Source organism: Streptomyces sp. NPDC048643 (genome assembly GCF_040650615.1).
In the GTDB taxonomy this organism is placed as follows: domain Bacteria; phylum Actinomycetota; class Actinomycetes; order Streptomycetales; family Streptomycetaceae; genus Streptomyces.
Genome location: NZ_JBEZHO010000019.1, coordinates 1 through 20,036, shown reverse-complemented (window position 1 = coordinate 20,036; position 20,036 = coordinate 1). Strand labels below are relative to the sequence as shown.

17 protein-coding genes and 1 pseudogene are annotated in these 20,036 nt (G+C 71.9%); 5 read left to right on the top strand and 13 right to left on the bottom strand.

Translation table 11 applies throughout. The features are described from left to right. Window positions 1-152 precede the first annotated feature (152 nt). Window positions 153-1,505: a class II 3-deoxy-7-phosphoheptulonate synthase gene (locus AB0C62_RS20280; protein ID WP_362974971.1), complete on the bottom strand. Its 1,353-nt coding sequence runs from the start codon at window positions 1,503-1,505 to the stop codon at window positions 153-155. A 137-nt stretch (window positions 1,506-1,642) separates the two neighbouring features. Beyond that, window positions 1,643-2,857, bottom strand: coding sequence for a glycoside hydrolase domain-containing protein (locus AB0C62_RS20275; protein ID WP_362974969.1), 1,215 nt, complete (start codon window positions 2,855-2,857; stop codon window positions 1,643-1,645). A 125-nt stretch (window positions 2,858-2,982) separates the two neighbouring features. Between AB0C62_RS20275 and AB0C62_RS20270 the strand changes: the two genes are divergently transcribed. Both AB0C62_RS20270 and AB0C62_RS20265 read left to right on the top strand, forming a co-directional pair. Next, complete coding sequence (locus AB0C62_RS20270) at window positions 2,983-3,039, top strand: trp operon leader peptide (protein ID WP_205382378.1); 57 nt, start codon at window positions 2,983-2,985, stop codon at window positions 3,037-3,039. Window positions 3,040-3,147: 108 nt separating this feature from the next. Then, window positions 3,148-5,046, top strand: coding sequence for an anthranilate synthase family protein (locus AB0C62_RS20265; RefSeq protein ID WP_362974967.1), 1,899 nt, complete (start codon window positions 3,148-3,150; stop codon window positions 5,044-5,046). Here AB0C62_RS20265 and AB0C62_RS20260 read toward each other — a convergent pair. From AB0C62_RS20260 to AB0C62_RS20240, 5 genes and pseudogenes are all read right to left on the bottom strand, one after another. Beyond that, window positions 4,998-5,993 carry a 2-hydroxyacid dehydrogenase gene (locus AB0C62_RS20260; protein ID WP_362974965.1) on the bottom strand — a complete coding sequence of 332 codons (996 nt, stop codon included), beginning with the start codon at window positions 5,991-5,993 and terminating at the stop codon, window positions 4,998-5,000. The two genes, AB0C62_RS20265 and AB0C62_RS20260, sit on opposite strands and share 49 nt — an antisense overlap. A 111-nt stretch (window positions 5,994-6,104) precedes the next feature. Beyond that, entirely contained in the window at window positions 6,105-7,133 is a 1,029-nt protein-coding gene (locus tag AB0C62_RS20255) for a 6-phosphofructokinase (protein WP_362974963.1), read from the bottom strand. A 151-nt stretch (window positions 7,134-7,284) separates the two neighbouring features. Next, on the bottom strand, window positions 7,285-7,986 hold the full coding sequence (locus tag AB0C62_RS20250) for a response regulator transcription factor (RefSeq protein ID WP_362974961.1): 702 nt from the start codon (window positions 7,984-7,986) through the stop codon (window positions 7,285-7,287). A gap of 19 nt (window positions 7,987-8,005) precedes the next feature. Then, window positions 8,006-9,232, bottom strand: coding sequence for a DUF5931 domain-containing protein (locus AB0C62_RS20245; RefSeq protein ID WP_362974959.1), 1,227 nt, complete (start codon window positions 9,230-9,232; stop codon window positions 8,006-8,008). A gap of 303 nt (window positions 9,233-9,535) precedes the next feature. Next, window positions 9,536-10,315: pseudogene (locus AB0C62_RS20240) on the bottom strand (lysophospholipid acyltransferase family protein); the annotation flags it as partial. A gap of 158 nt (window positions 10,316-10,473) precedes the next feature. Here AB0C62_RS20240 and AB0C62_RS20235 point away from each other — a divergent pair. Next, window positions 10,474-11,283, top strand: a complete 810-nt coding sequence (locus tag AB0C62_RS20235) for an alpha/beta fold hydrolase (protein WP_362975164.1) — start codon at window positions 10,474-10,476, stop codon at window positions 11,281-11,283. Next, window positions 11,276-12,097, top strand: a complete 822-nt coding sequence (locus AB0C62_RS20230; protein WP_362974957.1) for a hypothetical protein — start codon at window positions 11,276-11,278, stop codon at window positions 12,095-12,097. The genes AB0C62_RS20235 and AB0C62_RS20230 overlap by 8 nt, the downstream gene beginning before the upstream one ends. Before the next feature lie 35 nt (window positions 12,098-12,132). Here AB0C62_RS20230 and AB0C62_RS20225 read toward each other — a convergent pair whose 3' ends face one another. The 6 genes from AB0C62_RS20225 to AB0C62_RS20200 all read right to left on the bottom strand — a co-directional run bounded on the left by AB0C62_RS20225 (window position 12,133) and on the right by AB0C62_RS20200 (window position 17,716). Next, window positions 12,133-12,897, bottom strand: coding sequence for an endonuclease/exonuclease/phosphatase family protein (locus AB0C62_RS20225; protein WP_362974955.1), 765 nt, complete (start codon window positions 12,895-12,897; stop codon window positions 12,133-12,135). A 278-nt stretch (window positions 12,898-13,175) separates the two neighbouring features. Further along, window positions 13,176-14,129 carry an ROK family glucokinase gene (locus AB0C62_RS20220; protein ID WP_081216777.1) on the bottom strand — a complete coding sequence of 318 codons (954 nt, stop codon included), beginning with the start codon at window positions 14,127-14,129 and terminating at the stop codon, window positions 13,176-13,178. 54 nt (window positions 14,130-14,183) lie between these two features. Beyond that, a complete protein-coding gene (locus AB0C62_RS20215) occupies window positions 14,184-14,669 on the bottom strand; it encodes a DUF5304 domain-containing protein (protein WP_362974953.1) in 486 nt (161 codons plus the stop codon). A 120-nt stretch (window positions 14,670-14,789) separates the two neighbouring features. Beyond that, window positions 14,790-15,962: an ArsA-related P-loop ATPase gene (locus AB0C62_RS20210; RefSeq protein WP_362974951.1), complete on the bottom strand. Its 1,173-nt coding sequence runs from the start codon at window positions 15,960-15,962 to the stop codon at window positions 14,790-14,792. Between the two features lie 391 nt (window positions 15,963-16,353). After that, entirely contained in the window at window positions 16,354-16,794 is a 441-nt protein-coding gene (locus AB0C62_RS20205; RefSeq protein ID WP_362974949.1) for an SRPBCC family protein, read from the bottom strand. A gap of 124 nt (window positions 16,795-16,918) precedes the next feature. Next, window positions 16,919-17,716, bottom strand: a complete 798-nt coding sequence (locus AB0C62_RS20200) for a metallophosphoesterase (RefSeq protein ID WP_362974947.1) — start codon at window positions 17,714-17,716, stop codon at window positions 16,919-16,921. Window positions 17,717-18,012: 296 nt separating this feature from the next. On the opposite strand from AB0C62_RS20200, the gene AB0C62_RS20195 reads away from it, so the two are divergent. Beyond that, window positions 18,013-19,809 carry an AMP-dependent synthetase/ligase gene (locus tag AB0C62_RS20195; protein ID WP_362974945.1) on the top strand — a complete coding sequence of 599 codons (1,797 nt, stop codon included), beginning with the start codon at window positions 18,013-18,015 and terminating at the stop codon, window positions 19,807-19,809. The last annotated feature ends 227 nt before the right edge of the window (window positions 19,810-20,036 follow it).

The window sequence follows — 20,036 nt, the reverse complement described above, 5'->3', positions numbered from 1 at the left end:
GCACGCCGTCCCGATAATCGGTGAGGCTAACCTAACCTTACCCGGCATGCCAGAGCCACAAAAGTGGGGTGGGGCGCGGATCGTATGTGATCCGCGCCCCACCCTTTGCGCTGGTGACAGGCACCTCGGATGCCGGTCTCTTACCGGTCCTCTTACTGGTCGCGGTACATCTCGGCGACGAGGAAGGCCAGGTCCAGGGACTGGCTGCGGTTCAGGCGGGGGTCGCAGGCCGTCTCGTAGCGCTGGTGCAGGTCGTCGACGAAGATCTCGTCGCCGCCGCCCACGCACTCGGTGACGTCGTCACCGGTGAGCTCGACATGGATGCCGCCCGGGTGCGTGCCGAGACCCTTGTGGACCTCGAAGAAGCCCTTGACCTCGTCGAGCACGTCGTCGAAGCGGCGGGTCTTGTGGCCCGAGGCCGCCTCGAAGGTGTTGCCGTGCATCGGGTCGGTCACCCAGGCCACGGTCGAACCGGAGGCGGTGACCTTCTCGACCAGCTCGGGCAGCTTGTCGCGGACCTTGTCGGCGCCCATGCGGACGATGAAGGTCAGGCGGCCCGGCTCACGGTCGGGGTCGAGGCGCTCGATGTACTGGAGCGCCTCCTCGGCCGTCGTCGTCGGGCCCAGCTTGATGCCGATGGGGTTGCGGATCTTCGAGGCGAACTCGATGTGCGCGCCGTCCAGCTGACGGGTGCGCTCACCGATCCAGACCATGTGGCCCGACACGTCGTACAGGCGGCCCGTACGCGAGTCGACGCGGGTCAGCGCCGACTCGTAGTCGAGGAGCAGCGCCTCGTGGGAGGCGTAGAACTCGACGGTCTTGAACTCCTCCGGGTCGGTGCCGCAGGCCCGCATGAAGTTCATCGCGTTGTCGATCTCGCGCGCCAGCTGCTCGTAGCGCTGGCCCGAGGGGGACGACTTCACGAAGTCCTGGTTCCAGGCGTGCACCTGGCGCAGGTCGGCGTAACCGCCGGTGGCGAAGGCGCGCACGAGGTTGAGCGTGGAGGCGGACGCGTTGTACATCCGCTTCAGGCGCTCGGGGTCCGGGATGCGCGCCTTCTCGTTGAACTCGAAGCCGTTGACCGAGTCGCCCCGGTACGTCGGCAGGGTGAGTCCGTCGCGGGTCTCGGTGCCCTTGGAGCGCGGCTTCGAGTACTGGCCGGCGATCCGGCCGACCTTCACGACCGGCACGGAGGCGGCGTACGTGAGGACGGCGCCCATCTGGAGCAGCGTCTTGAGCTTGTTGCGGATCTGGTCGGCCGACACGGCGTCGAAGGCCTCGGCGCAGTCGCCGCCCTGGAGAAGGAACGCCTCTCCCTTGGCGACGGATGCCATCCGGGCGCGCAGCTGGTCGCACTCGCCCGCGAAGACGAGCGGCGGATACGACTCGAGGTCCGCGATCACATCGCGCAGAGCCTCGGCATCGGGGTACTCGGGCTGCTGCGCCGCGGGCAGGTCTCGCCAGGTGTTGCCAGCGCTCGCGCTGGGCTTAGCGTTCACGGTCACCCCGACAACATTACGGGGTCGTGTCCGGCGTCCATCCACATGCTCATCAATTGAGACGAACCCCGCTCGATCGGCGCGGTTCCGGACGGCCGCACGACGGGTCGCGGCGGCCGTCCGGAACCGGGCCGGCGGAGGGCCTAGTCCACGTCGAGGCGGTCGCGGTCGATGGAGATCGTCACACCGCCGTGCGTCTCGGTGGTGTCCCCTACGTACTGGTGGATGCGCTGGTGCTTGGCCCACAGGGTCGAGGGGATCGACGCGTCGGAGGTGGTCGACGAGCCGTTCCAGCGGGCGAAGTGGATCACGTCGGGCAGGGTGACGTCGGTCCGGTTGGCGATCAGGTCGGCGACCAGGGACGAGGTGTTGCCGTACGCGCCCGCGCGGTAGCCCAGCGCGTGCAGGCGCTCGGTGTAGGCGTCGATGTAGCCGAGCACCTGGGCGGTGACCGTTTTGCCGGGCTCGTAGTGCTCCAGGTCGTTGTAGAGCACCGTGCCCTTGCCGAAGCCGAGCGCGGCGGCCTGCGCCGCCGCGTCGTCGGCGGCGGCGGTGCCCTGCGCGACCGGGCTGGTGATGGCCGCGCAGCCGCCCCCGCAGCTGCCGCCGTCCGAGGAGGGCTGGCGGCCGACGTAGAGCGGGAAGAACCGCCATCCCCGCGTGTACTGGGTGCGCACCCAGTCGGCGGTGAGGTGCTGCTGGGCACAGGCACGGTTGAGGCCGCCGATGTAGACGCCGATGGCGCCGTAGGCGGAGTTGTCGCGCCAGGCGTCCATCGCGGACTGGCTGGGGGCGGTGCAGGCGTCGAAGCCCTCGCCGCGGAAGGAGGTCGCGTCGGCGGGCAGCGCGGTCACGGCGGGCAGCGCGGCGGGGGCGCCGGGCGTCGCGGTGACGGGCAGCCCGGCGCTACGCAGGATGTCCTGGATGCGGGTGCGGTCGTAGCCGTAGGCGGCGGTGACGGTGATGCGGTCGGCGGTGGCCCGGTAGGTGCGGGCGGTGGGGTTCTCGCTGACGGCGCGCGCCGCGGCCCGGGCGGGCTGGACGAGCAGGGCCTCCGTACGGCCGCTGGCCCGGGCCGGACAGTTCTGGTTGCCGCCCGGGGTGCCGAGGTAGACGGCGTGCCGGTCGAAGCGGACGCAGGCGTCGGGATGTTTCTCCAGGTCCACGATCTGCCAGGAGGCGGGGACGGTGAAGGCGTGACCGCGGTAGGAGACCTGGGTGACGTCCTCGGAGTCGGTCGGCCGCGGGGCCGATCGCGCGGCGCCGAGCGGCCCGGCGGCCAGGGCGGCGGCCGCGAGGAACACGGTCAGCGTGCGGGCGGCGGTCCGGCGGGGCTGTTTCGGGCGGGCTGGGGGCATGGCGGGCGCTCCTCGGTCGGTTCGTTCTGTCTGGCCATCCATGGCCGGTGACCGGCTCCTCGGAACGCCGCGCGGAAGCGGTTCACGCTGTTGCCCGCTCCGGGGCGTCGGGTAAGGTGCGGCACATGTACGCGCCGACGAACCAGAACTGGTGGTGGACCGCTCATCCGGCGGCCCACTGACTGCGCGTACACACGACGTCGACAAGGCCGCCCGAGGGCGGCCTTCGGTGTTTGCGGACCCGGGTCGTTCCTCTCCGAGATGCACGATCCGAGAGAAGGACCGCACCCATGAACCTGCACGAGCTGCTGGACGATCCCCGCCCGTTCGCCCTGCTGCGCCGTCGCACCCCCGGCCACGACCACGACGTCGTGGAGCTGCTGCTGGGGCCGGTGCGCGAGGTGGAGCACCTCGCCGGCCTCCCCGACGAGTGCCTCGCGCTGATCCCGTTCCGGCAGATCCGGGAGCGCGGTTTCGACGTCCGCGACGACGGCACCCCGCTCGCCGTGCTGGTCCCCGAGGAGCGGCACGAACTGCCGCTCGGGCAGGTGCTGGAGCAGTTGCCCGCGCACGACGTGCGGGTCGAGGGCGGCGGCTTCGACGTCGCCGACGAGGAGTACTCCGGGATCGTCGAGCGGGTGCTGCGCGAGGAGATCGGCAGCGGCGAGGGCGCGAACTTCGTGATCCGGCGGACGTACGAGGGACGGATCCCGGGGTTCGGGCGGGCGGACGCGCTGGCGCTGTTCCGCCGGCTGCTGGAGGGCGAGCGCGGCGCGTACTGGACGTTCGTCGTGCACACCGGGGAGCGGACGCTGGTCGGGGCGAGCCCGGAGGTGCACGTGCGGATGTCCGGCGGGACGGTGGTGATGAACCCGATCAGCGGGACGTACCGCTACCCGGCCGGCGGCCCGACGCCCGAGGACCTGCTCGCCTTCCTCTCCGACGGCAAGGAGATCGAGGAACTCTCGATGGTCGTCGACGAGGAGCTCAAGATGATGTGCACCGTCGGCGACATGGGCGGGGTGGTGGTCGGGCCGCGACTCAAGGAGATGGCCCATCTCGCGCACACCGAGTACGAGTTGCGCGGCCGGTCCTCGCTGGACGTGCGGGAGGTGCTGCGGGAGACCCTGTTCGCGGCGACGGTCACCGGCTCGCCCGTGCAGAACGCGTGCCGGGTCATCGAGCGGCACGAGGTCGGGGGCCGCGGGTACTACGCGGGCGCGCTGGCCCTGCTCGGACGGGACCCGGCGGATGGACGGGACGGCGCCGGCGCGCAGACGCTCGACTCCCCGATCCTCATCCGGACCGCCGACATCGGGGCGGACGGCCGACTGCGGGTGCCGGTCGGCGCGACGCTCGTCCGCGGATCGGACCCGGCGGGCGAGGTGGCCGAGACGCACGCGAAGGCGGCCGGGGTGCTGGCGGCCCTGGGGGTGCTGCCCGGCCGCCCGCGCCCGGACGGTGTCCGGCCGCGGCTGGGCGACGATCCGCGGGTCCGGGCGTCGCTGGACGGCCGGCGGGCCTCGCTCGCGCCGTTCTGGCTGCGGATGCAGGAGCGGTCCCCGGAACTGACCGGGCACGCCCTGGTCGTGGACGCCGAGGACACCTTCACGGCGATGCTCGCGCACGTGCTGCGGTCGTCGGGGCTCGACGTGACGGTGCGCCGCTACGACGAGCCCGGGCTGCGGGAGGCCGTCCTCACGCACCGGGGACCGGTCGTCCTCGGCCCCGGCCCCGGCGACCCCCGCGACCTCACGGACCCCAAGATGCGCCTCCTGCGGGCGCTCACCGCAGAGGTGATCCGGGAGCACCGGGACGGCATCCTCGGTGTCTGTCTCGGGCACGAGCTGATCGCGGCCGAGCTGGGCCTGGAGATCGTCCGCAAGGACGTGCCGTACCAGGGCGCGCAGACCGTGATCGACCTGTTCGGGCGGCAGGAGACCGTCGGTTTCTACAACAGCTTCACGGCCCGGTGCGACGAGGAGGCGCTGGTGGAGCTGTCGGCGCACGGCGTCGAGATCAGCCGCGCGGCGAACGGCGAGGTGCACGCGCTGCGCGGTCCGGGGTTCGCCGGCGTGCAGTTCCACCCGGAGTCGGTGCTGAGCCTGAACGGCACGGCGGTCGTCCGGGAACTGGTCGGTCAGCTGCGCGGCACCAGCACGTTCTCCGAGCGGCGGCCCTCCGCGTAGTCGACGACGTTGCGGACGGTGGCGTCGACGATCTGGCCGACGGCGTCGGCGGTGTAGTACGCCTGGTGCGAGGTGACCAGGACGTTCGGAAAGGTGACGAGGCGGGCCAGGGTGTCGTCCTCGACGGCTTCGAGGGACTTGTCGAGGAAGAAGAGCCCGGCCTCCGCCTCGTACACGTCGAGGCCGACGCCCGTGAAGCGGCCCTCGCGCAACTGGGCGACGAGGGCCTGGCTGTCGATGAGACCGCCGCGGCTGGAGTTCACCAGGACGGCGTCGTCCTTCATCGTGCGCAGGGCGTCGGCGTCGATCAGGTGCTGGGTCTGCGGCATCAGCGGGACGTGCAGGGAGATCAGGTCGGACTCGGCGAGGAGGCGCTCCTTGGGGACGTACTCCATGCCGAGTCCGACGCAGGCGGGGTTCTCGGCGATGTCCCAGCCGAGCAGCCTCATGCCGAAGCCGTGGGCGATCCGGGTGAACGCCTCGCCGATCTTCCCGGTGCCGAGGACGCCCGCGGTGCGCCCGTGCATGTCGCGGCCCATCAGCCCGTCGAGCCGGAAGTCGAAGTCGCGGGTGCGGTTGGCGGCGCGCACGACCCGGCGGTTGACGGCCATCCCGAGGGTCCAGGCGAACTCGGCGACCGAGTAGGGCGAGTAGTACGAGACCCGGGCGACGGTCATGCCGAGGCGCTCGGCGACGTCCAGGTCGATGTTGTTGAAGCCGGTGGAGCGCTGGGCGACGAGCTGGGTGCCGCCGGCGGCGAGGGTCTGCAGGACCCGGTTCCCCAGGCCGCAGTTGACGCTGGTGGAGATCGCCTCGTGGCCCGCCGCGATGGGCGCGGTGTCCTCGGTGAGGAAGACGTCGAGACAGCGGACCTCGTGGCGTCCGGCGAAGGCCTTCTCGATCAGGGGCTTCTCGTCGGACTGGACGCCGAACGCCAGGATCTCCACCGGCTGCTCCCGTTCTGGAGGGTTATGGGCCGGATGCCGAATATACGGCCCGTCCCTCCAGGCCGCAGAGGCGAACGGGGGCGTGGTGGAGACCCCGGGGCGGTGTCGCCGTCAGCCGAAGAAGACGCCGACCTCCTCGTACAGCGCCGGGTCGACGGTCTTCAGACGGGCGGTCGCCTCGGCGATGGGGACGCGGACGATGTCCGTGCCGCGCAGGGCGACCATCTTGCCGAAGTCGCCGTCCCGGACGGCCTCGATGGCGTGCAGCCCGAAGCGGGTGGCGAGCCAGCGGTCGAAGGCGCTGGGCGTCCCGCCGCGCTGGACGTGCCCGAGGACGGTGGTGCGCGCCTCCTTGCCGGTGCGCCGTTCGATCTCCTTGGCCAGCCACTCGCCGACACCGGAGAGCCGGACGTGCCCGAACGAGTCCAGCGTGCCGTCCTTGAGGACCATGTCGCCGTCCTTGGGCATCGCGCCCTCGGCGACGACGACGATCGGCGCGTACGACGCCTTGAAGCGCGAGGTCACCCAGGCGCAGACCTGCTCGACGTCGAAGCGCTGCTCGGGGATGAGGATGACGTTCGCGCCGCCGGCCAGGCCCGAGTGGATCGCGATCCAGCCCGCGTGGCGGCCCATCACCTCGCAGACGAGGACGCGCATGTGGGACTCGGCGGTGGTGTGGAGGCGATCGATGGCCTCGGTCGCGATGCCGACCGCCGTGTCGAAGCCGAAGGTGTAGTCGGTCGCGGACAGGTCGTTGTCTATCGTCTTCGGCACGCCGACGATGTCGATGCCGTACTCGTCGCCGAGCCGCGCGGCGACGCCCAGGGTGTCCTCGCCGCCGATCGCGATGAGCGCGTCGACGTCCTGTTTGACGAGGGTCTCCTTGATCCGGCGGATGCCGTTCTCCTGCTTGAGGGGGTTGGTGCGCGAGGACCCGAGGATGGTGCCGCCGCGCGGCAGGATGCCCCGGACGGCGGGGATGTCCAGCCGGACCGTGTCGTCCTCCAGCGGCCCCCGCCAGCCGTCCCGGAAGCCGACGAAGTCGTAGCCGTACTCCTGTACGCCCTTGCGGACGATGCCCCGGATGACGGCGTTGAGTCCGGGGCAGTCGCCGCCTCCGGTCAGTACTCCGACCCGCATGGAAAGTCCCTTCGCCGAGTGGCTGATGGACTCACGCTAATAGTGACCCATGTCACTCAGGGATGGTGCGGATGGTCAATTCCGGTGCATTGTCGCGTAGTTGATCACCAGAGATCACCCGAAGGGGGTCATTGGGTGGTTATCGGGCGGTTTACTCGTCGTCCAGGCCGCGCTCGATGGCGTAGCGGACCAGCTCGACGCGGTTGTGGAGCTGGAGCTTGCCCAGGGTGTTCTGCACGTGGTTCTGGACCGTGCGGTGCGAGATGACCAGACGCTCGGCGATCTGCTTGTAACTCAGGCCCTTGGCGACCAGGCGCAGCACCTCGGTCTCACGGTCGGTCAGCTGCGGCGCCCGCGGCTCGTCGGCGCCGGCCGCGGTGGCGGGCTCCGAGGCCAGCCGGCGGTACTCGCCGAGGACCAGTCCGGCGAGGCCGGGGGTGAACACCGCGTCCCCGACCGCCGTCCGGCGCACGGCGTCGGTCAGCTCCTCGGTGGACGCGGACTTGAGGAGGTAGCCGGTCGCCCCGGACTTCACCGCCTCCAGCACGTCGGCGTGCTCGCCGCTGGCCGACAGGACGAGGACGCGCAGGCCGGGGTCGGCGCCGACCAGTTCCTTGCAGACCTGGACGCCGGGCTTGGCGGGCAGGTTCAGGTCGAGGACGAGGACGTCGGGTGCGACGGCCAGTGCGCGGCGCACGGCCTGCTCGCCGTCCCCCGCGGTGGCCACCACGTCGAAGCCGGCGGCCTCCAGGTCACGGGCCACGGCGTCCCGCCACATCGGGTGGTCGTCCACCACCATGACCCGCACGGGGCCCTCCCCCGTCCGCCGCTCCTGCGCCGTGCCGCCCGTCATCGCCGTCCCCTCGTGTCCGTCATCGTGTGCTCGCCCTTCCCCGTGAGACCTTCGGTACCTTCAGCTCGACCTCCGTGCCCTGCCCGGGGACCGAGACCAGCTCCGCCGTGCCGCCCAGGTCGCGCAGCCGGCCACGGATCGACAGCGCCACCCCGAGGCGGCCCTCTCCCTCGGCCTGGGGGAGCCGGCCCTCCGGGATGCCAGGGCCGTCGTCGCGCACGGTCACGACGACCTCGTCCGGTTCGTCCTCGACCAGGATCCAGGCGCGGGCGTCCGCACCGACATGTCTGCGGACGTTGTCCAGGGCGGCGCCGACGGCCGCGGCCAGCTCCCGCGCGGCGGCCGGGGCGAGCGGCACCGGAGCGCCGGGCTCGGAGAGGGTCACGCGCGCGGTGGCGTACGGGGCGAGCAGGGAACGCAGGTCAACGGGGCCCACCGGGTCGGCCTCGTCGTCCGGTTCGTCGACGGCTCGCACGAGCGCGCCGAGCGCGGCGTCCTCCGACACCCGGGAGAGGGGCACCATCCCGCCCGACACCAGCGTGCGCAGCGCGACCTCCTGCTCGCCCGCCATCCGGCCCAGCTCCCCGGCCTCGCCGCCCAGCGCACTGCCCCGCCGCTGCACCATCGCGAGGACCTGGAGCACGCCGTCGTGGATGTCCCGGGCGAGCCGCTCGCGTTCGCGGGTGGCGGCCTCGATCTCCAGCGCCCGGGCGAGGGTGCGCTCGGAGGCGCGGGCCACCTCGACGACGTAGCCGATGGCGATGGAGGCGACCCAGACGAGGATCACGTTGTGCACGGTGTCGCGGGTCGGAGCGCCACGCTCGACGAGGTTGGCCGCGGCGACGAGCGTGGAGGCGAACGCCGCCCATCGCCAGCCGCCCTTGATCGCGAACGCCAGGACGGCGCCGGCCGTCCATATCGACGGCAGCGTCGGGCCTCCCGCGTCGATGCGCGGGCCCGCGTCGGCGACCCGGGTGAGCAGGATGCCGGTCAGCGCGACGGTGAGGTCGGCGGCGAGGAACGGCTTGGTGCAGTGGACGGCGCCGGCGACCCTCGGCAGGGTGGCCAGGGTCCAGACGAACAGCACGGCGAAGTACGTGACGGCCACCCAGGGGTGGGTGAAGCTGTCGTACGCGGTGGCGAACAGCCCGACCGCGTAGAACATGGTCAGTACCCGGTACGCGGTCAGGGCACGCCACAGCGGCTGCTCGACCGACATCCTCATGACTCTCTCGCGCTTGGCCATGCCCCCCACCCCACACTGCCGACGTCCTGACGGACGCTCCCGGCGGCCGGACCGTTCCGTCCACGCCGGACTGTTCCGTCCACGCCGGTCCGGCTCCCCCGCGGCCGCTCGGCCCCCGGCCCGCCCGGAGGCCTCCGGGCCGCCGCTCCCCCGCTAGACGTCCTTCGGCCCGGCGTCCTTCGCCGCGCTGTCCGCACTGGTCTCGCTGTCCTTGGCCCCGGTGCCCTCGTCCTCGACGGTCCCGGTGCTCTCGCGCTCGCCCTCGACTGTCCCGGTGCCCTCGTCCTCGACGACCGTCAGCTCGGCGCGCCTCTGCTCGGCGGCCCGCTGTTCGGCGGCTTCCGCCGCCGCCTGCTTCTCGGCCTGCGCGAGCGCCGCCTTCTCCGCCTTCTCCTCTTCCTTCTCGGCCTTGGCCGCCTCCGCGATCTGCCGCTTGGCGGCCGTCGCGTAGATGTCGACGTACTCCTGGCCGGAGAGCTTCATGATCTCGTACATGACCTCGTCGGTCACCGCGCGGAGCACGAAGCGGTCGTGCTCCATGCCGTTGTAGCGGCTGAAGTCCAGCGGCTTGCCGATGCGGATGCCCGGACGCATCAGCTTGGGCATCACCTTCCCCGGCGGCTGGATCTTCTCGGTGTCGATCATCGCGACGGGGATGACGGGCGCGCCGGTGGCGAGCGCCACGCGCGCGAGGCCGCCGGGCTTGCCGCGGTACAGCCGGCCGTCGGGCGAGCGCGTGCCCTCCGGGTAGATGCCGAACAGCTCTCCGCGCTCGATGACGTCTATCCCGCTCTTGATCGCGGCTTCGCCCGCGCCGCGGGCGCCGGACCGGTCCACCGGGAGCTGGCCGACGCCCTTGAAGAAGGCGGCGGTCATCCGGCCCTTGAGGCCGGGGGTCGTGAAGTACTCCGCCTTGGCGATGAAGGTGACCTTGCGGTCGAGGATCGCGGGAAGGAAGAACGAGTCCGAGAACGACAGGTGATTGCTCGCCAGGATGGCGGCACCCTCGGCAGGGATGTTCTCGAGGCCTTCCACCCAGGGCCTGAAGGCGAGCTTCAGTGACCCTCCGATGGAAAACTTCATTGCGCCGTAGATCACCCGAGTGCCTCCTGAGTCGTGGATCAGACCTTAACCCGGAGCACTGTCAAAGGCCCCGACGACCCTGGTCGGTGTCAGTACCGTCGCGTACGGTGAAGCAGACCTGGAGTCGTTCCCGCCCTTCTCACGAACAGGAGACCGAGGTGCCGGTCCTTCCTGGAGCCGAGCCGTTCCGCCACGAGGGCGGAGAGGTCGGAGTCCTCCTCTGCCACGGTTTCACCGGCTCCCCGCAGTCACTGCGCCCCTGGGCGGAGTACCTGTCCGAGCGCGGCCTCACCGTCGCGCTGCCCTTGCTGCCCGGGCACGGCACCCGCTGGGAGGACATGCAGCTCACCGGCTGGCAGGACTGGTACGCGGAGGTCGACCGCGAGCTGCGCGCCCTGCGCGAGAGGTGCTCGCGGGTCTTCGTGTTCGGGCTCTCGATGGGCGGGGCGCTGGCGCTGCGGCTCGCCGCCCGGCACGGCGACGAGATCAGCGGCGTCGTGGTCGTCAACCCTCTGAACAAGGTGCACGGCCTCGCCGCGTACGCCCTGCCGGTCCTCCGTCACCTCGTCCCCTCCACGAAGGGCATCGCGAGCGACATCGCGAAGGAGGGCTCCGAGGAGCTCGGCTACGCGCGCGTGCCTCTGCACGCCGCCCACTCGATGCGGAAGCTGTGCGCCGTCGTCGACGCGGAGCTGCCGCAGGTCACCCAGCCGCTCCTGCTGCTGCACAGCCTCCAGGACCATGTCGTCTCCCCCGCCGACGCGGCCCGCATCCTCGGCCGGGTGTCGTCCACGGACGTGACGGAGTCGGTCCTGGAACAGAGCTACCACGTCGCGACGTTGGACCACGACGCGGACCGGATCTTCGAGGAGAGCTACGCCTTCGTCACCCGGCTCGCTCCCGGAGCGGGCAAGGAGTCCGGCCCGGGTCAGGTGGGTCAGCAGGAAGGGACGGCAGCCGGTGGCTGAGCAGGACGCGGACCGCGGCGATTCCGAGGAGAAGGGCGTTCCCGTCGGCGAGCCCCTCGACGGGGCGCTCGGCGAGGGGCTCGGGGAGTCCCGCGCCGAACCGCTGGCGGAGCCGCTCGGTGACACCCGAGCGGAGGCCCCGGGTGACACGGGCGGGCAGTCGCCCGGCGACGAGCAGAGCGTGCCGTTCGACGAGGAGGCCGCCTGGCAGTCGATCGTCCAGGGATACGGCGAGGAGCCGCCGGACCCGCCCGGCGCGAAGCCGTTCAAGTCCGTGGAGGACCTGGCACTGCTGGACCCCGAGACGAACGACGGCCCCGACGGCGGCGGCAGGTCCGGCAAGCGCGCCGGGACAGCCGGGGACGCCGCGGGCGAAGGCGACGGAGACGGAGCCGACGACACCACCGGCGCCGCGTCCCCCTCGGACGCCTCGACCGGCGAGAAGCCCCCGGCCGCGAAGGCCCTCGGCAGCTCGGTCGCCTTCGCGCCCGGTGTGGGTGGCGTCGGCGGCCCGCGGGACTACGCCGCGCCCGAACCGGCGGAGGGCGACTTCGACGAGGACGACGAGGGCCACTTCGTACCGCCCGAGCCGCCCCCGCTGCCGGTCGCGGACACCACGGCCAAGTTCGCCTGGCTCGGTGTGCTCGGCGGACCCACGCTGCTGCTGCTCGCCGTGCTCCTCGGCTGGGACATGACCTGGTGGCTCACCACCCTCGGCATCGGCGGCTTCCTCGGCGGCTTCGCCACCCTGGTGACGCGCATGCAGACCGACGACGACGATCTGGACGACCCGGGGCGCGGCGCGGTGGTCTGAACCCCGCACCACGCACCACCGGGAGCGGCGACGCCCTAGGCCGCGGGCACTCTGAGCGCGGCCAGTACGGGCAGATGGTCCGTGGCCGCCCTCAGGTCCGCCTCCGTGATGCCGGGCAGGCCGAGCGGGACGCCGCAGCCCAGGACCTCGACGCCGGGCGTCGCGAAGATCGCGTCGATGCGGCGCTCCGGCTCCGTACGCGTCCAGGTGTGCTCCGCGCCCCAGGGACGGGTCACCCAGCCGTCCTGGAGCGCGCCCGCGATACGGCGGAACGTCGGCCCGGTCGGCCGTTCGTTGAGGTCGCCGCCCGCGACGGCGTACGGGGTTCCGAGGTCGGCCAGGCGGTCGAGCAGGAGGCCGCCGTGCGCCGTGCGCTCGTCCTTGTGCAGCGACAGATGGCAGCTCAGCACACCGAGCCGGGCTCCCCCGAAGCGGACGACCGCCGTGGCGAAGCCGCGCCGGTGCCGGCCGGGCATCCGCGGGAGCAGCACGTCCTCGGTGCGCTCGACGGTGGCCCGCAGGGAGCACAGCAGCGCGGGCCCGGAGGTGGTGGCGCCGCCCGAGAGCACCACCTGGCCGGAGGCGGCGGCCAGGCGGGCGAGCTTCTTGCGCCACCGGAAGAAGCGCGGCGCCTCCTGGATCAGGACGAGGTCCGGCGCGCAGGCGGTGATCACACGGGCGAGCGCGGCGGTGTCGTCGCGCATCGAGCGGATGTTGTAGCTGAGCACCCGGACCACGGCCGAACCGTCGGGTTCGGTACGGGAGTCGGGCAGCGGACTGGCGGTGGGGCTGGTCGGCATGGCGATCAAGATACGCGCTACGACCGTGCCGGACGGGCGGAAGGGTGGAAGCGCGACGCGGGTCAGGCGCTCCTCGGTGCGAGGCGTCCTCGCTCGTCCTCGATCGTCCGCGAACATTCTCGATCGACCTCATCGACCTCATGGATCTCGATCGGCGAGGAGGTTCGGCAACCGGCAGGGCCTGGGGGTGGGGGGCCAGGGGCCGAGCGCCGGGAACGACGGAGCCCGCCGGCCCCGTGAGGGCTCGGCGGGCTCCGCTGTGCGGCAGAAGCGGTGCGCTACATGATCGGGTCGGGCTCCCGGGCCAGGTCGGCCGCGCCGACCAGCCCCGCCTTGTTCCCCAGCTGGGCGGCGATCACGTCGGCGACCGGGCGCCAGTTGCCACCCACCAGCCAGCGCTTGTACGACTTCCGGATCGGGTCGAGGACCAGCTCGCCCTCGTCCGAGAGGCCGCCGCCGACGATGAAGGCGGACGGGTCGAACAGCGAGGCGAGGTCGGCGAGACCCGCGCCGGCCCAGCGGGCCAGCTCACGGTAGGAGTCCACCGCCACCGGGTCGCCCTGCCGGGCGGCCATCGAGATGTGCTTGCCCTCGATGCCGTCGGGGCTGCCGTCGCCGAGGCCCAGCAGGACCTCGGCGGCCTCCGGAGTGGCGTTGGCCCGCTGCTTGGCGTAGCGGACGAGGGCGCGCCCGGACGCGTACTGCTCCCAGCAGCCCTGCGAGCCGCAGCCGCACAGCAGACCGTCCGGGACCATCCGGATGTGGCCGAACTCGGCGGCCACGCCGAAGTGCCCCCGGCGCAGCTTGTTGCCGATGATGATGCCGCCGCCGAGGCCGGTGCCCAGGGTGATGCAGATGACGTTGCGGTGCCCCTTGCCCGCACCGAACTTGTACTCCCCCCACGCGGCCGCGTTCGCGTCGTTCTCCACGACGACCGGCAGGCCCACGCGCTGCTCGACCTCGGCCTTCAGCGGCTCCTGGCGCCAGTCGATGTTCGGCGCGAAGTACACCGTCGAGCGCTGGCGGTTCACGTATCCGGCGGCACCGATGCCGACGCCGACGATGTCGTGACCCGCGCGCGCGCCCTCCACGGCCGAGGCGATGGCGTCCACGATGGCCTGCGGCGTGCTGGGAGTCGGCACCTTGTGCGTCGAGAGGATGTTGCCTTCCTCGTCGACCACACCGGCCGCGATCTTCGTGCCGCCGATATCGACGCCGATGGTGAGTCCCATGAATCCCTCAGTTTCGGTCGAGCCCCGCTACGGGCAACCGTACCCGAGCGACCTTTAGTCCAGGTCGATGTGTTCCCCTGGACCGGGCTCCTCGTCACGAGTTCCGGTGCCCCGGGTGGTCCAGCGGCGTTCCTGCGTCTCGACGGCCGAGCGGTAGGCGGCGAGCAGTTCGGTGCCCGCGGCGGCGAGATGGTCGAAGACGTCCGGGTTGCGCTCGATCACCGGTTCGACGGCGGCCCTGGCCTGCTGGACGACCTGGTTGACCATCTGCTGGGCGGTGCCCGAGGCGACCGCGCCGAACAGGGGCGACTGGATCCCGGAGAGCTTGTCCGCTACGGCGTCGACGAGCTTGCGCAGTTCCTCGGCGGCGGAGCCGGGGGGCGGACCGTGCTGGGCTCGGCGGCGGGCCTGTTCCTCCGCGAGATCCTCGGCACACGCCGTCGCCCAGGCGTCGGCGTCCGCCGCGTGCGTCTCGTCGACGCGCACGTCGTCGGACGTCTCCTCCTGAGCGGCGTCGGATGGGGGGCGCTCTTCGCTCATGGCGGACTCCTGCCTACGTGTTCGTGCCTTCGACGTTACCCGAACGGCGGTACACCGTTCACCGTCCCGACGGCCCCGATCGGGACCGGGGCACGTCCTGCGGCCACGTCTGCGGTCCCGTCACCGCTCCCCGCGCGGCCACAGGCCGGGGTCCGGCGCGAAGCGGATGCGCAGCTCGCCCTCGCGCAGGGCCGCGCCCGCCACGGTGCACCGGCGCAGCGCGGACGGCAGCGGCACGATCCGGCGGAACGGGCCGACGGTGACGACGAGCTCGTCGCCGCGCCGGACGAGGTCGAGTTCGTCGCGTATCGCGCCGGGCAGCGGAATGTTCCAGACGAGGACGCCGTCGTCGGCGAGGCGGTCGGTGACGGGCCACTCGACGGGGGTGGGCGCGGTGTTGACGGCCGGTACGGGCAGCGCGGCGAGGTCGTGGGGGCCGCGGGGGTCGTGGCCGGCGTGCGGGACCTCGTGCAGGTCGTACGTGTCCTGCCATTCGTCCAGGGCCTTGCGCTGCTGGGCGGCGAGGGCCGCGAGCCAGGTGTCGTTGGTGGCGCCGGGCAGCACCCGGTTCGCCACCAGGGTGTCGACGGGCAGGCCGCGCAGGGCGAGGGCGGTGGCCGCGGTGCGGACGGCGTCGGCACCGGCCGGGCCCGGCTCGGCGACGAGCCGTACGGTCGTGGCGCGGTCCTCGACGACCGCCTGCACGGCGGCCAGCTCGACGTCCCAGCGGGCGGCCGTCTCGTACAGCCACTCGGCGGGCATCGGTACGCCGGCGAGACGGCCGAGGACGGGGCGCAGGGCGCGGGCGGCCTGGCGCTCGGGCGGGAGCAGGCGGCGCAGGTAGCGGCGGAGTTCCTCGGGCAGGGAGAGGAGGGCGAGCGCCTGTGGGGCGGGCGGCAGGTCCACGACGAGGAGGCCGTACGCGTCCGACAGTGCGGCGTCGCGCAGGGCCCTGAGCAGGGCGAGTTCCTCGGCGCCGGGCAGCGGCGTGACCTCCTCGGCGTCCAGGCGGGAGGCGCCGAGCAGGTCGAGGGCGGTGGTGGCGCGCTGCTGGAACGCGGTGAGGTCGTCACGGAAGCGGGCGGCGGCGTCGGGGCGCCACGCGGTGAGGCCGGGGGCGGCCTCGACGGGGTCCGGGCCGGTGGGGACGCCGAGCACGGCACCGAGGGTGTCGGTGCGGTCGGCGGTGAGCACCAGGGTGCGGGTGCCCTCGCGGGCCGCCTTCAGCGCGGTGGCCGCGGCGACGGTCGTACGGCCGGTGCCGCCTTGGCCGGTGATCAGGATGGTGCGCATGGAGCTGAACGCTACCGGTACCGGGCGGGGGGCCCGTGCCGGTCTCGGGTGCGGTCCGGTGGGTGGTTCGGGGCCGTGCCGGTACATCCGCCCGTCGCCGTTGGATCAGACGTCAGTCACCAACGCCCGGCTGCTCGATCCGGACGTAAGCGACGGGCATGTGATGTACCGGCACGACCCCTCCCGCCGCCCGCCGGGTGCGGGGATTCAGCCCCTCCGGCGTTTGAGGAGCGGGGTCTGGGGCGGAGCCCCAGGTCGGGAAGGGAAGGGGCGGAGGGGGCGAGGAAAGCCTGGGCCTGACGGACGGGGGATTGCCCGGGCTCGCCAGGGTGGAAGGGTGGCCGGGCTCGCCAGGGTGGGAGGTGGCCGGGAGAGCAGGCGCCCTCGGGGGCTAGGCCGTTTCTTCGACGCGCTTCTTCAGGCCGGCCAGCGCCCGGTCGATGATGACCTTCTCGGCCTTGCGCTTGATCATCCCGAGCATCGGGATCTTGACGTCGACGGTGAGCCGGTACGTCACCTCGGTCGCCCCGGCACCGACGGGCGCGAGCAGGTACGAGCCGTCGAGCGAGCGCAGCATCTGGGACTTGACCAGGGTCCAGGAGACCTCGTGGGCCCCGGTCCAGGTGTAACCGAGGGTCTGGTCGTCCTTGATGGCGCCGGCGTCCATGACGAGGCGGACCTGCTCCGCGCGGCCCTGCGCGTCCGTCTTCAGCACCTCGGCCTCCTTCACCTCACCCGTCCAGTCCGGATAGCGGGCGAAGTCGGCGATCACCGCCATGACCTCCTCCGGTGCCGCCTCGATCGTGATGCTCGAACTGGTGTGTTCCGCCATCGCGGTGGCTCCTCCAGATGCGGTCCGGTGAGGGAGGGTGGTGCGCACGTCTGTGCAGCGTGAAGGCTACCGCGCACAACCACGGCCGCCGTCACCCCGCCCGGCGTTCACCACCGCCGACGACTCACCACTCCAGCACCCAGGGCCGGCCCGACCCCGCGAAGTGCCCCACATTCACGCATTCCGTCGCCCCGACACGCATCCGGGGGGCGAGTGGCTGATGGACGTGGCCGAAGAGCGCGTACCGGGGGCGCGTGCGCCGGATCGCGTCGAGCAGGGCGCGGGAGCCCCTCTCGAAGCGGCGCGCCACGGTGTCGTACACCAGCTCCGGAACCTCCGGCGGGATGTGCGTGCAGAGCACGTCGACCTCGCCGACCGCCTCGACCTTGGCCGCGTACTCCTCGTCGCTGATCTCGTACGGGGTGCGCATCGGCGTCCGCAGACCGCCGCCGACGAAGCCGAACACGCGGCCGCCGATCTCGACCCGCTCGCCGTCGAGGACGGTGGTACCGGGTCCGGCGTACTCCGGCCACAGGTTCGGCATGTCGACATTGCCGTAGGTGGCGTACGTCGGAGTGGGGAACGCTGCGAACATCTCGGCGTACTGCTTTCGTACGGCCTTCTCGATCGCGGCGGCCCGCTCGGTGCCGATGCCGGCCCACAGTCGGGCGCCGAACGCGCGGGCCTCCTCGAAGCGGCGGGCGGTGCGCAGCTCGACGATGCGGTCGGCGTTCTCCACGCCGAAGAGCTCGGGGAAGATGCCGCGGGAGTGGTCCGCGTAGTCCAGGAAGAGGACCAGGTCACCGAGGCAGACCAGGGCGTCCGCGCCGTCGCCCGCTCGGGCCAGGTCCCGGACGTTGCCGTGCACGTCACTGACCACATGAACGCGCGTCCTTGGATTTCCGACCGGTGTGGGTGCCATGACGATCAAGCGTAGGCGTGTGCGGCAAACGTGAACAGAGGCGGCCGGACCTGCGATTACTGGCTGGCCGGGAAAGGCGTGGACTACTCTGCGCGAAGGAACGCCAACACGTGTGACGCATGGAACATCTCGCTCGACCCCCCTGTCGAAGAAGCCATACCGACGGGTAACGTCCGGCCAGTCCAGTCGTACTCAGGATTTCAACCAGTGATCTTCCGAGTACCTGCCCGAGCCTTGGACCGCACCGTCGCATCACACAGAGTCGTGGCGTCGGCGCCCTATGAGGAGCAGCAGTCTTGCGCGAGTTCAGCCTTCCGGCTTTGTACGAGGTCCCCGCTGACGGAAATCTCACCGACATCGTCCGCAGAAACGCCGCGCAGCATCCCGACGTCGCCGTTATCGCGCGCAAGGTCGGCGGCACATGGACGGACGTGAGCGCCACGACCTTCCTCGCCGAGGTGCGCGCCGCGGCCAAGGGCCTGATCGCCTCGGGCGTGCAGCCCGGGGACCGGGTCGCCCTGATGTCCCGTACCCGATACGAGTGGACGCTGCTCGACTTCGCGATCTGGAGCGCCGGCGCGGTCACCGTGCCGGTGTACGAGACCAGCTCCGCCGAGCAGGTGCAGTGGATCCTCGGTGACTCGGGCGCGACCGCCTGCATCGTCGAGCTGGCCACGCACGCGGCCTCCGTCGAGTCGGTGCGCGACCACCTGCCCGCCCTCAAGCACGTCTGGCAGATCGAGGCCGGCGGCGTCGAGGAGCTGGGGCGCCTCGGCCACGACGTCAGCGACGCCGCCATCGAGGAGCGCAGCTCGCTCGCCAAGGCGGACGACCCGGCGACCATCGTCTACACGTCGGGGACGACGGGCCGCCCCAAGGGCTGTGTCCTCACCCACCGTGCCTTCTTCGCCGAGTGCGGCAACATCGTGGAGCGGCTGCGCCCGCTGTTCCGTACGGGCGAGTGCTCCGTGCTGCTCTTCCTCCCGCTCGCCCACGTCTTCGGACGGCTCGTGCAGGTCGCGCCGATGATGGCGCCGATCAAGCTGGGCTGCGTCCCGGACATCAAGAACCTCACGGACGAGCTGGCCTCGTTCCGGCCGACGCTGATCCTCGGTGTGCCGCGCGTCTTCGAGAAGGTCTACAACTCGGCGCGTGCCAAGGCCCAGGCGGACGGCAAGGGCAAGATCTTCGACAAGGCCGCGGACACGGCCATCGCGTACAGCCGGGCGCTGGACACCCCCGCGGGCCCGTCGCTCGGCCTGAAGATCAAGTACAAGACGTTCGACAAGCTCGTCTACAGCAAGCTGCGCGCGGTCCTCGGCGGACGCGGCGAGTACGCGATCTCGGGCGGTGCCCCGCTGGGCGAGCGGCTCGGCCACTTCTTCCGCGGCATCGGCTTCACGGTCCTGGAGGGCTACGGCCTCACCGAGTCCTGTGCGGCCACGGCCTTCAACCCGTGGGACCGCACGAAGATCGGCACGGTCGGCCAGCCGCTGCCCGGCTCCGTCATCCGCATCGCCGACGACGGCGAGGTGCTGCTGCACGGCGAGCACCTGTTCAAGGAGTACTGGAACAACGAGGGCGCGACCGCCGAGGCGCTGGCCGACGGCTGGTTCCACACCGGTGACATCGGCACCCTCGACGAGGACGGCTATCTCCGCATCACCGGCCGCAAGAAGGAGATCATCGTCACCGCCGGCGGCAAGAACGTCGCCCCGGCCGTGATCGAGGACCGCATCCGCGCGCACGCGCTGGTCGCCGAGTGCATGGTGGTCGGCGACGGCCGTCCGTTCGTGGGCGCGCTCGTCACCGTCGACGAGGAGTTCCTGGTCCGCTGGGCCGAGGAGCACGGCAAGCCCGTCAGTTCGACCGCGGCGTCGCTGCGCGAGGACCCGGACCTGCTCGCCGCCATCCAGGACGCGATCGACGACGGCAACGCGGCGGTCTCCAAGGCCGAGTCGGTCCGTAAGTTCCGTATCCTCGCCCACCAGTTCACCGAGGAGTCGGGGCACCTGACGCCGTCGCTGAAGCTGAAGCGGAACGTCGTCGCGAAGGACTACGCGAGCGAGATCGAGGCACTTTATCGGGGCTGATGCGCTGCATCGGGGCTGATGCCCGAGCGCCGGGGTTGCGGCCCCTGCCCCTTTCCGGCTGCGCCGCGAGGTCGGCCGGCCGCCGGATCCGCCGTAGGGGCGAAGGTCCCTCCCGGGCGACCGGCCCGTCGTGGTCGCTCGCGCAGTTCCCCGCGCCCCTGACGGGGCGCCCCGTCAGGGGCGCGGGGAACTGCGCGGCCGGCCCCCACCGGGCCCAAGGGGCCAGC

What these genes read in the sequence shown, in the direction of transcription:
- AB0C62_RS20275 (WP_362974969.1), bottom strand. Translation starts at nt 2,857, where the DNA reads ATGCCCCCAGCCCGCCCGAAACAGCCCCGCCGGACCGCCGCCCGCACG.
- AB0C62_RS20265 (WP_362974967.1), top strand. Translation starts at nt 3,148, where the DNA reads ATGAACCTGCACGAGCTGCTGGACGATCCCCGCCCGTTCGCCCTGCTG.
- AB0C62_RS20255 (WP_362974963.1), bottom strand. Translation starts at nt 7,133, where the DNA reads ATGCGGGTCGGAGTACTGACCGGAGGCGGCGACTGCCCCGGACTCAAC.
- AB0C62_RS20250 (WP_362974961.1), bottom strand. Translation starts at nt 7,986, where the DNA reads ATGACGGGCGGCACGGCGCAGGAGCGGCGGACGGGGGAGGGCCCCGTG.
- AB0C62_RS20245 (WP_362974959.1), bottom strand. Translation starts at nt 9,232, where the DNA reads ATGGCCAAGCGCGAGAGAGTCATGAGGATGTCGGTCGAGCAGCCGCTG.
- AB0C62_RS20225 (WP_362974955.1), bottom strand. Translation starts at nt 12,897, where the DNA reads ATGCCGACCAGCCCCACCGCCAGTCCGCTGCCCGACTCCCGTACCGAA.
- AB0C62_RS20220 (WP_081216777.1), bottom strand. Translation starts at nt 14,129, where the DNA reads ATGGGACTCACCATCGGCGTCGATATCGGCGGCACGAAGATCGCGGCC.
- AB0C62_RS20215 (WP_362974953.1), bottom strand. Translation starts at nt 14,669, where the DNA reads ATGAGCGAAGAGCGCCCCCCATCCGACGCCGCTCAGGAGGAGACGTCC.
- AB0C62_RS20210 (WP_362974951.1), bottom strand. Translation starts at nt 15,962, where the DNA reads ATGCGCACCATCCTGATCACCGGCCAAGGCGGCACCGGCCGTACGACC.
- AB0C62_RS20205 (WP_362974949.1), bottom strand. Translation starts at nt 16,794, where the DNA reads ATGGCGGAACACACCAGTTCGAGCATCACGATCGAGGCGGCACCGGAG.
- AB0C62_RS20200 (WP_362974947.1), bottom strand. Translation starts at nt 17,716, where the DNA reads ATGGCACCCACACCGGTCGGAAATCCAAGGACGCGCGTTCATGTGGTC.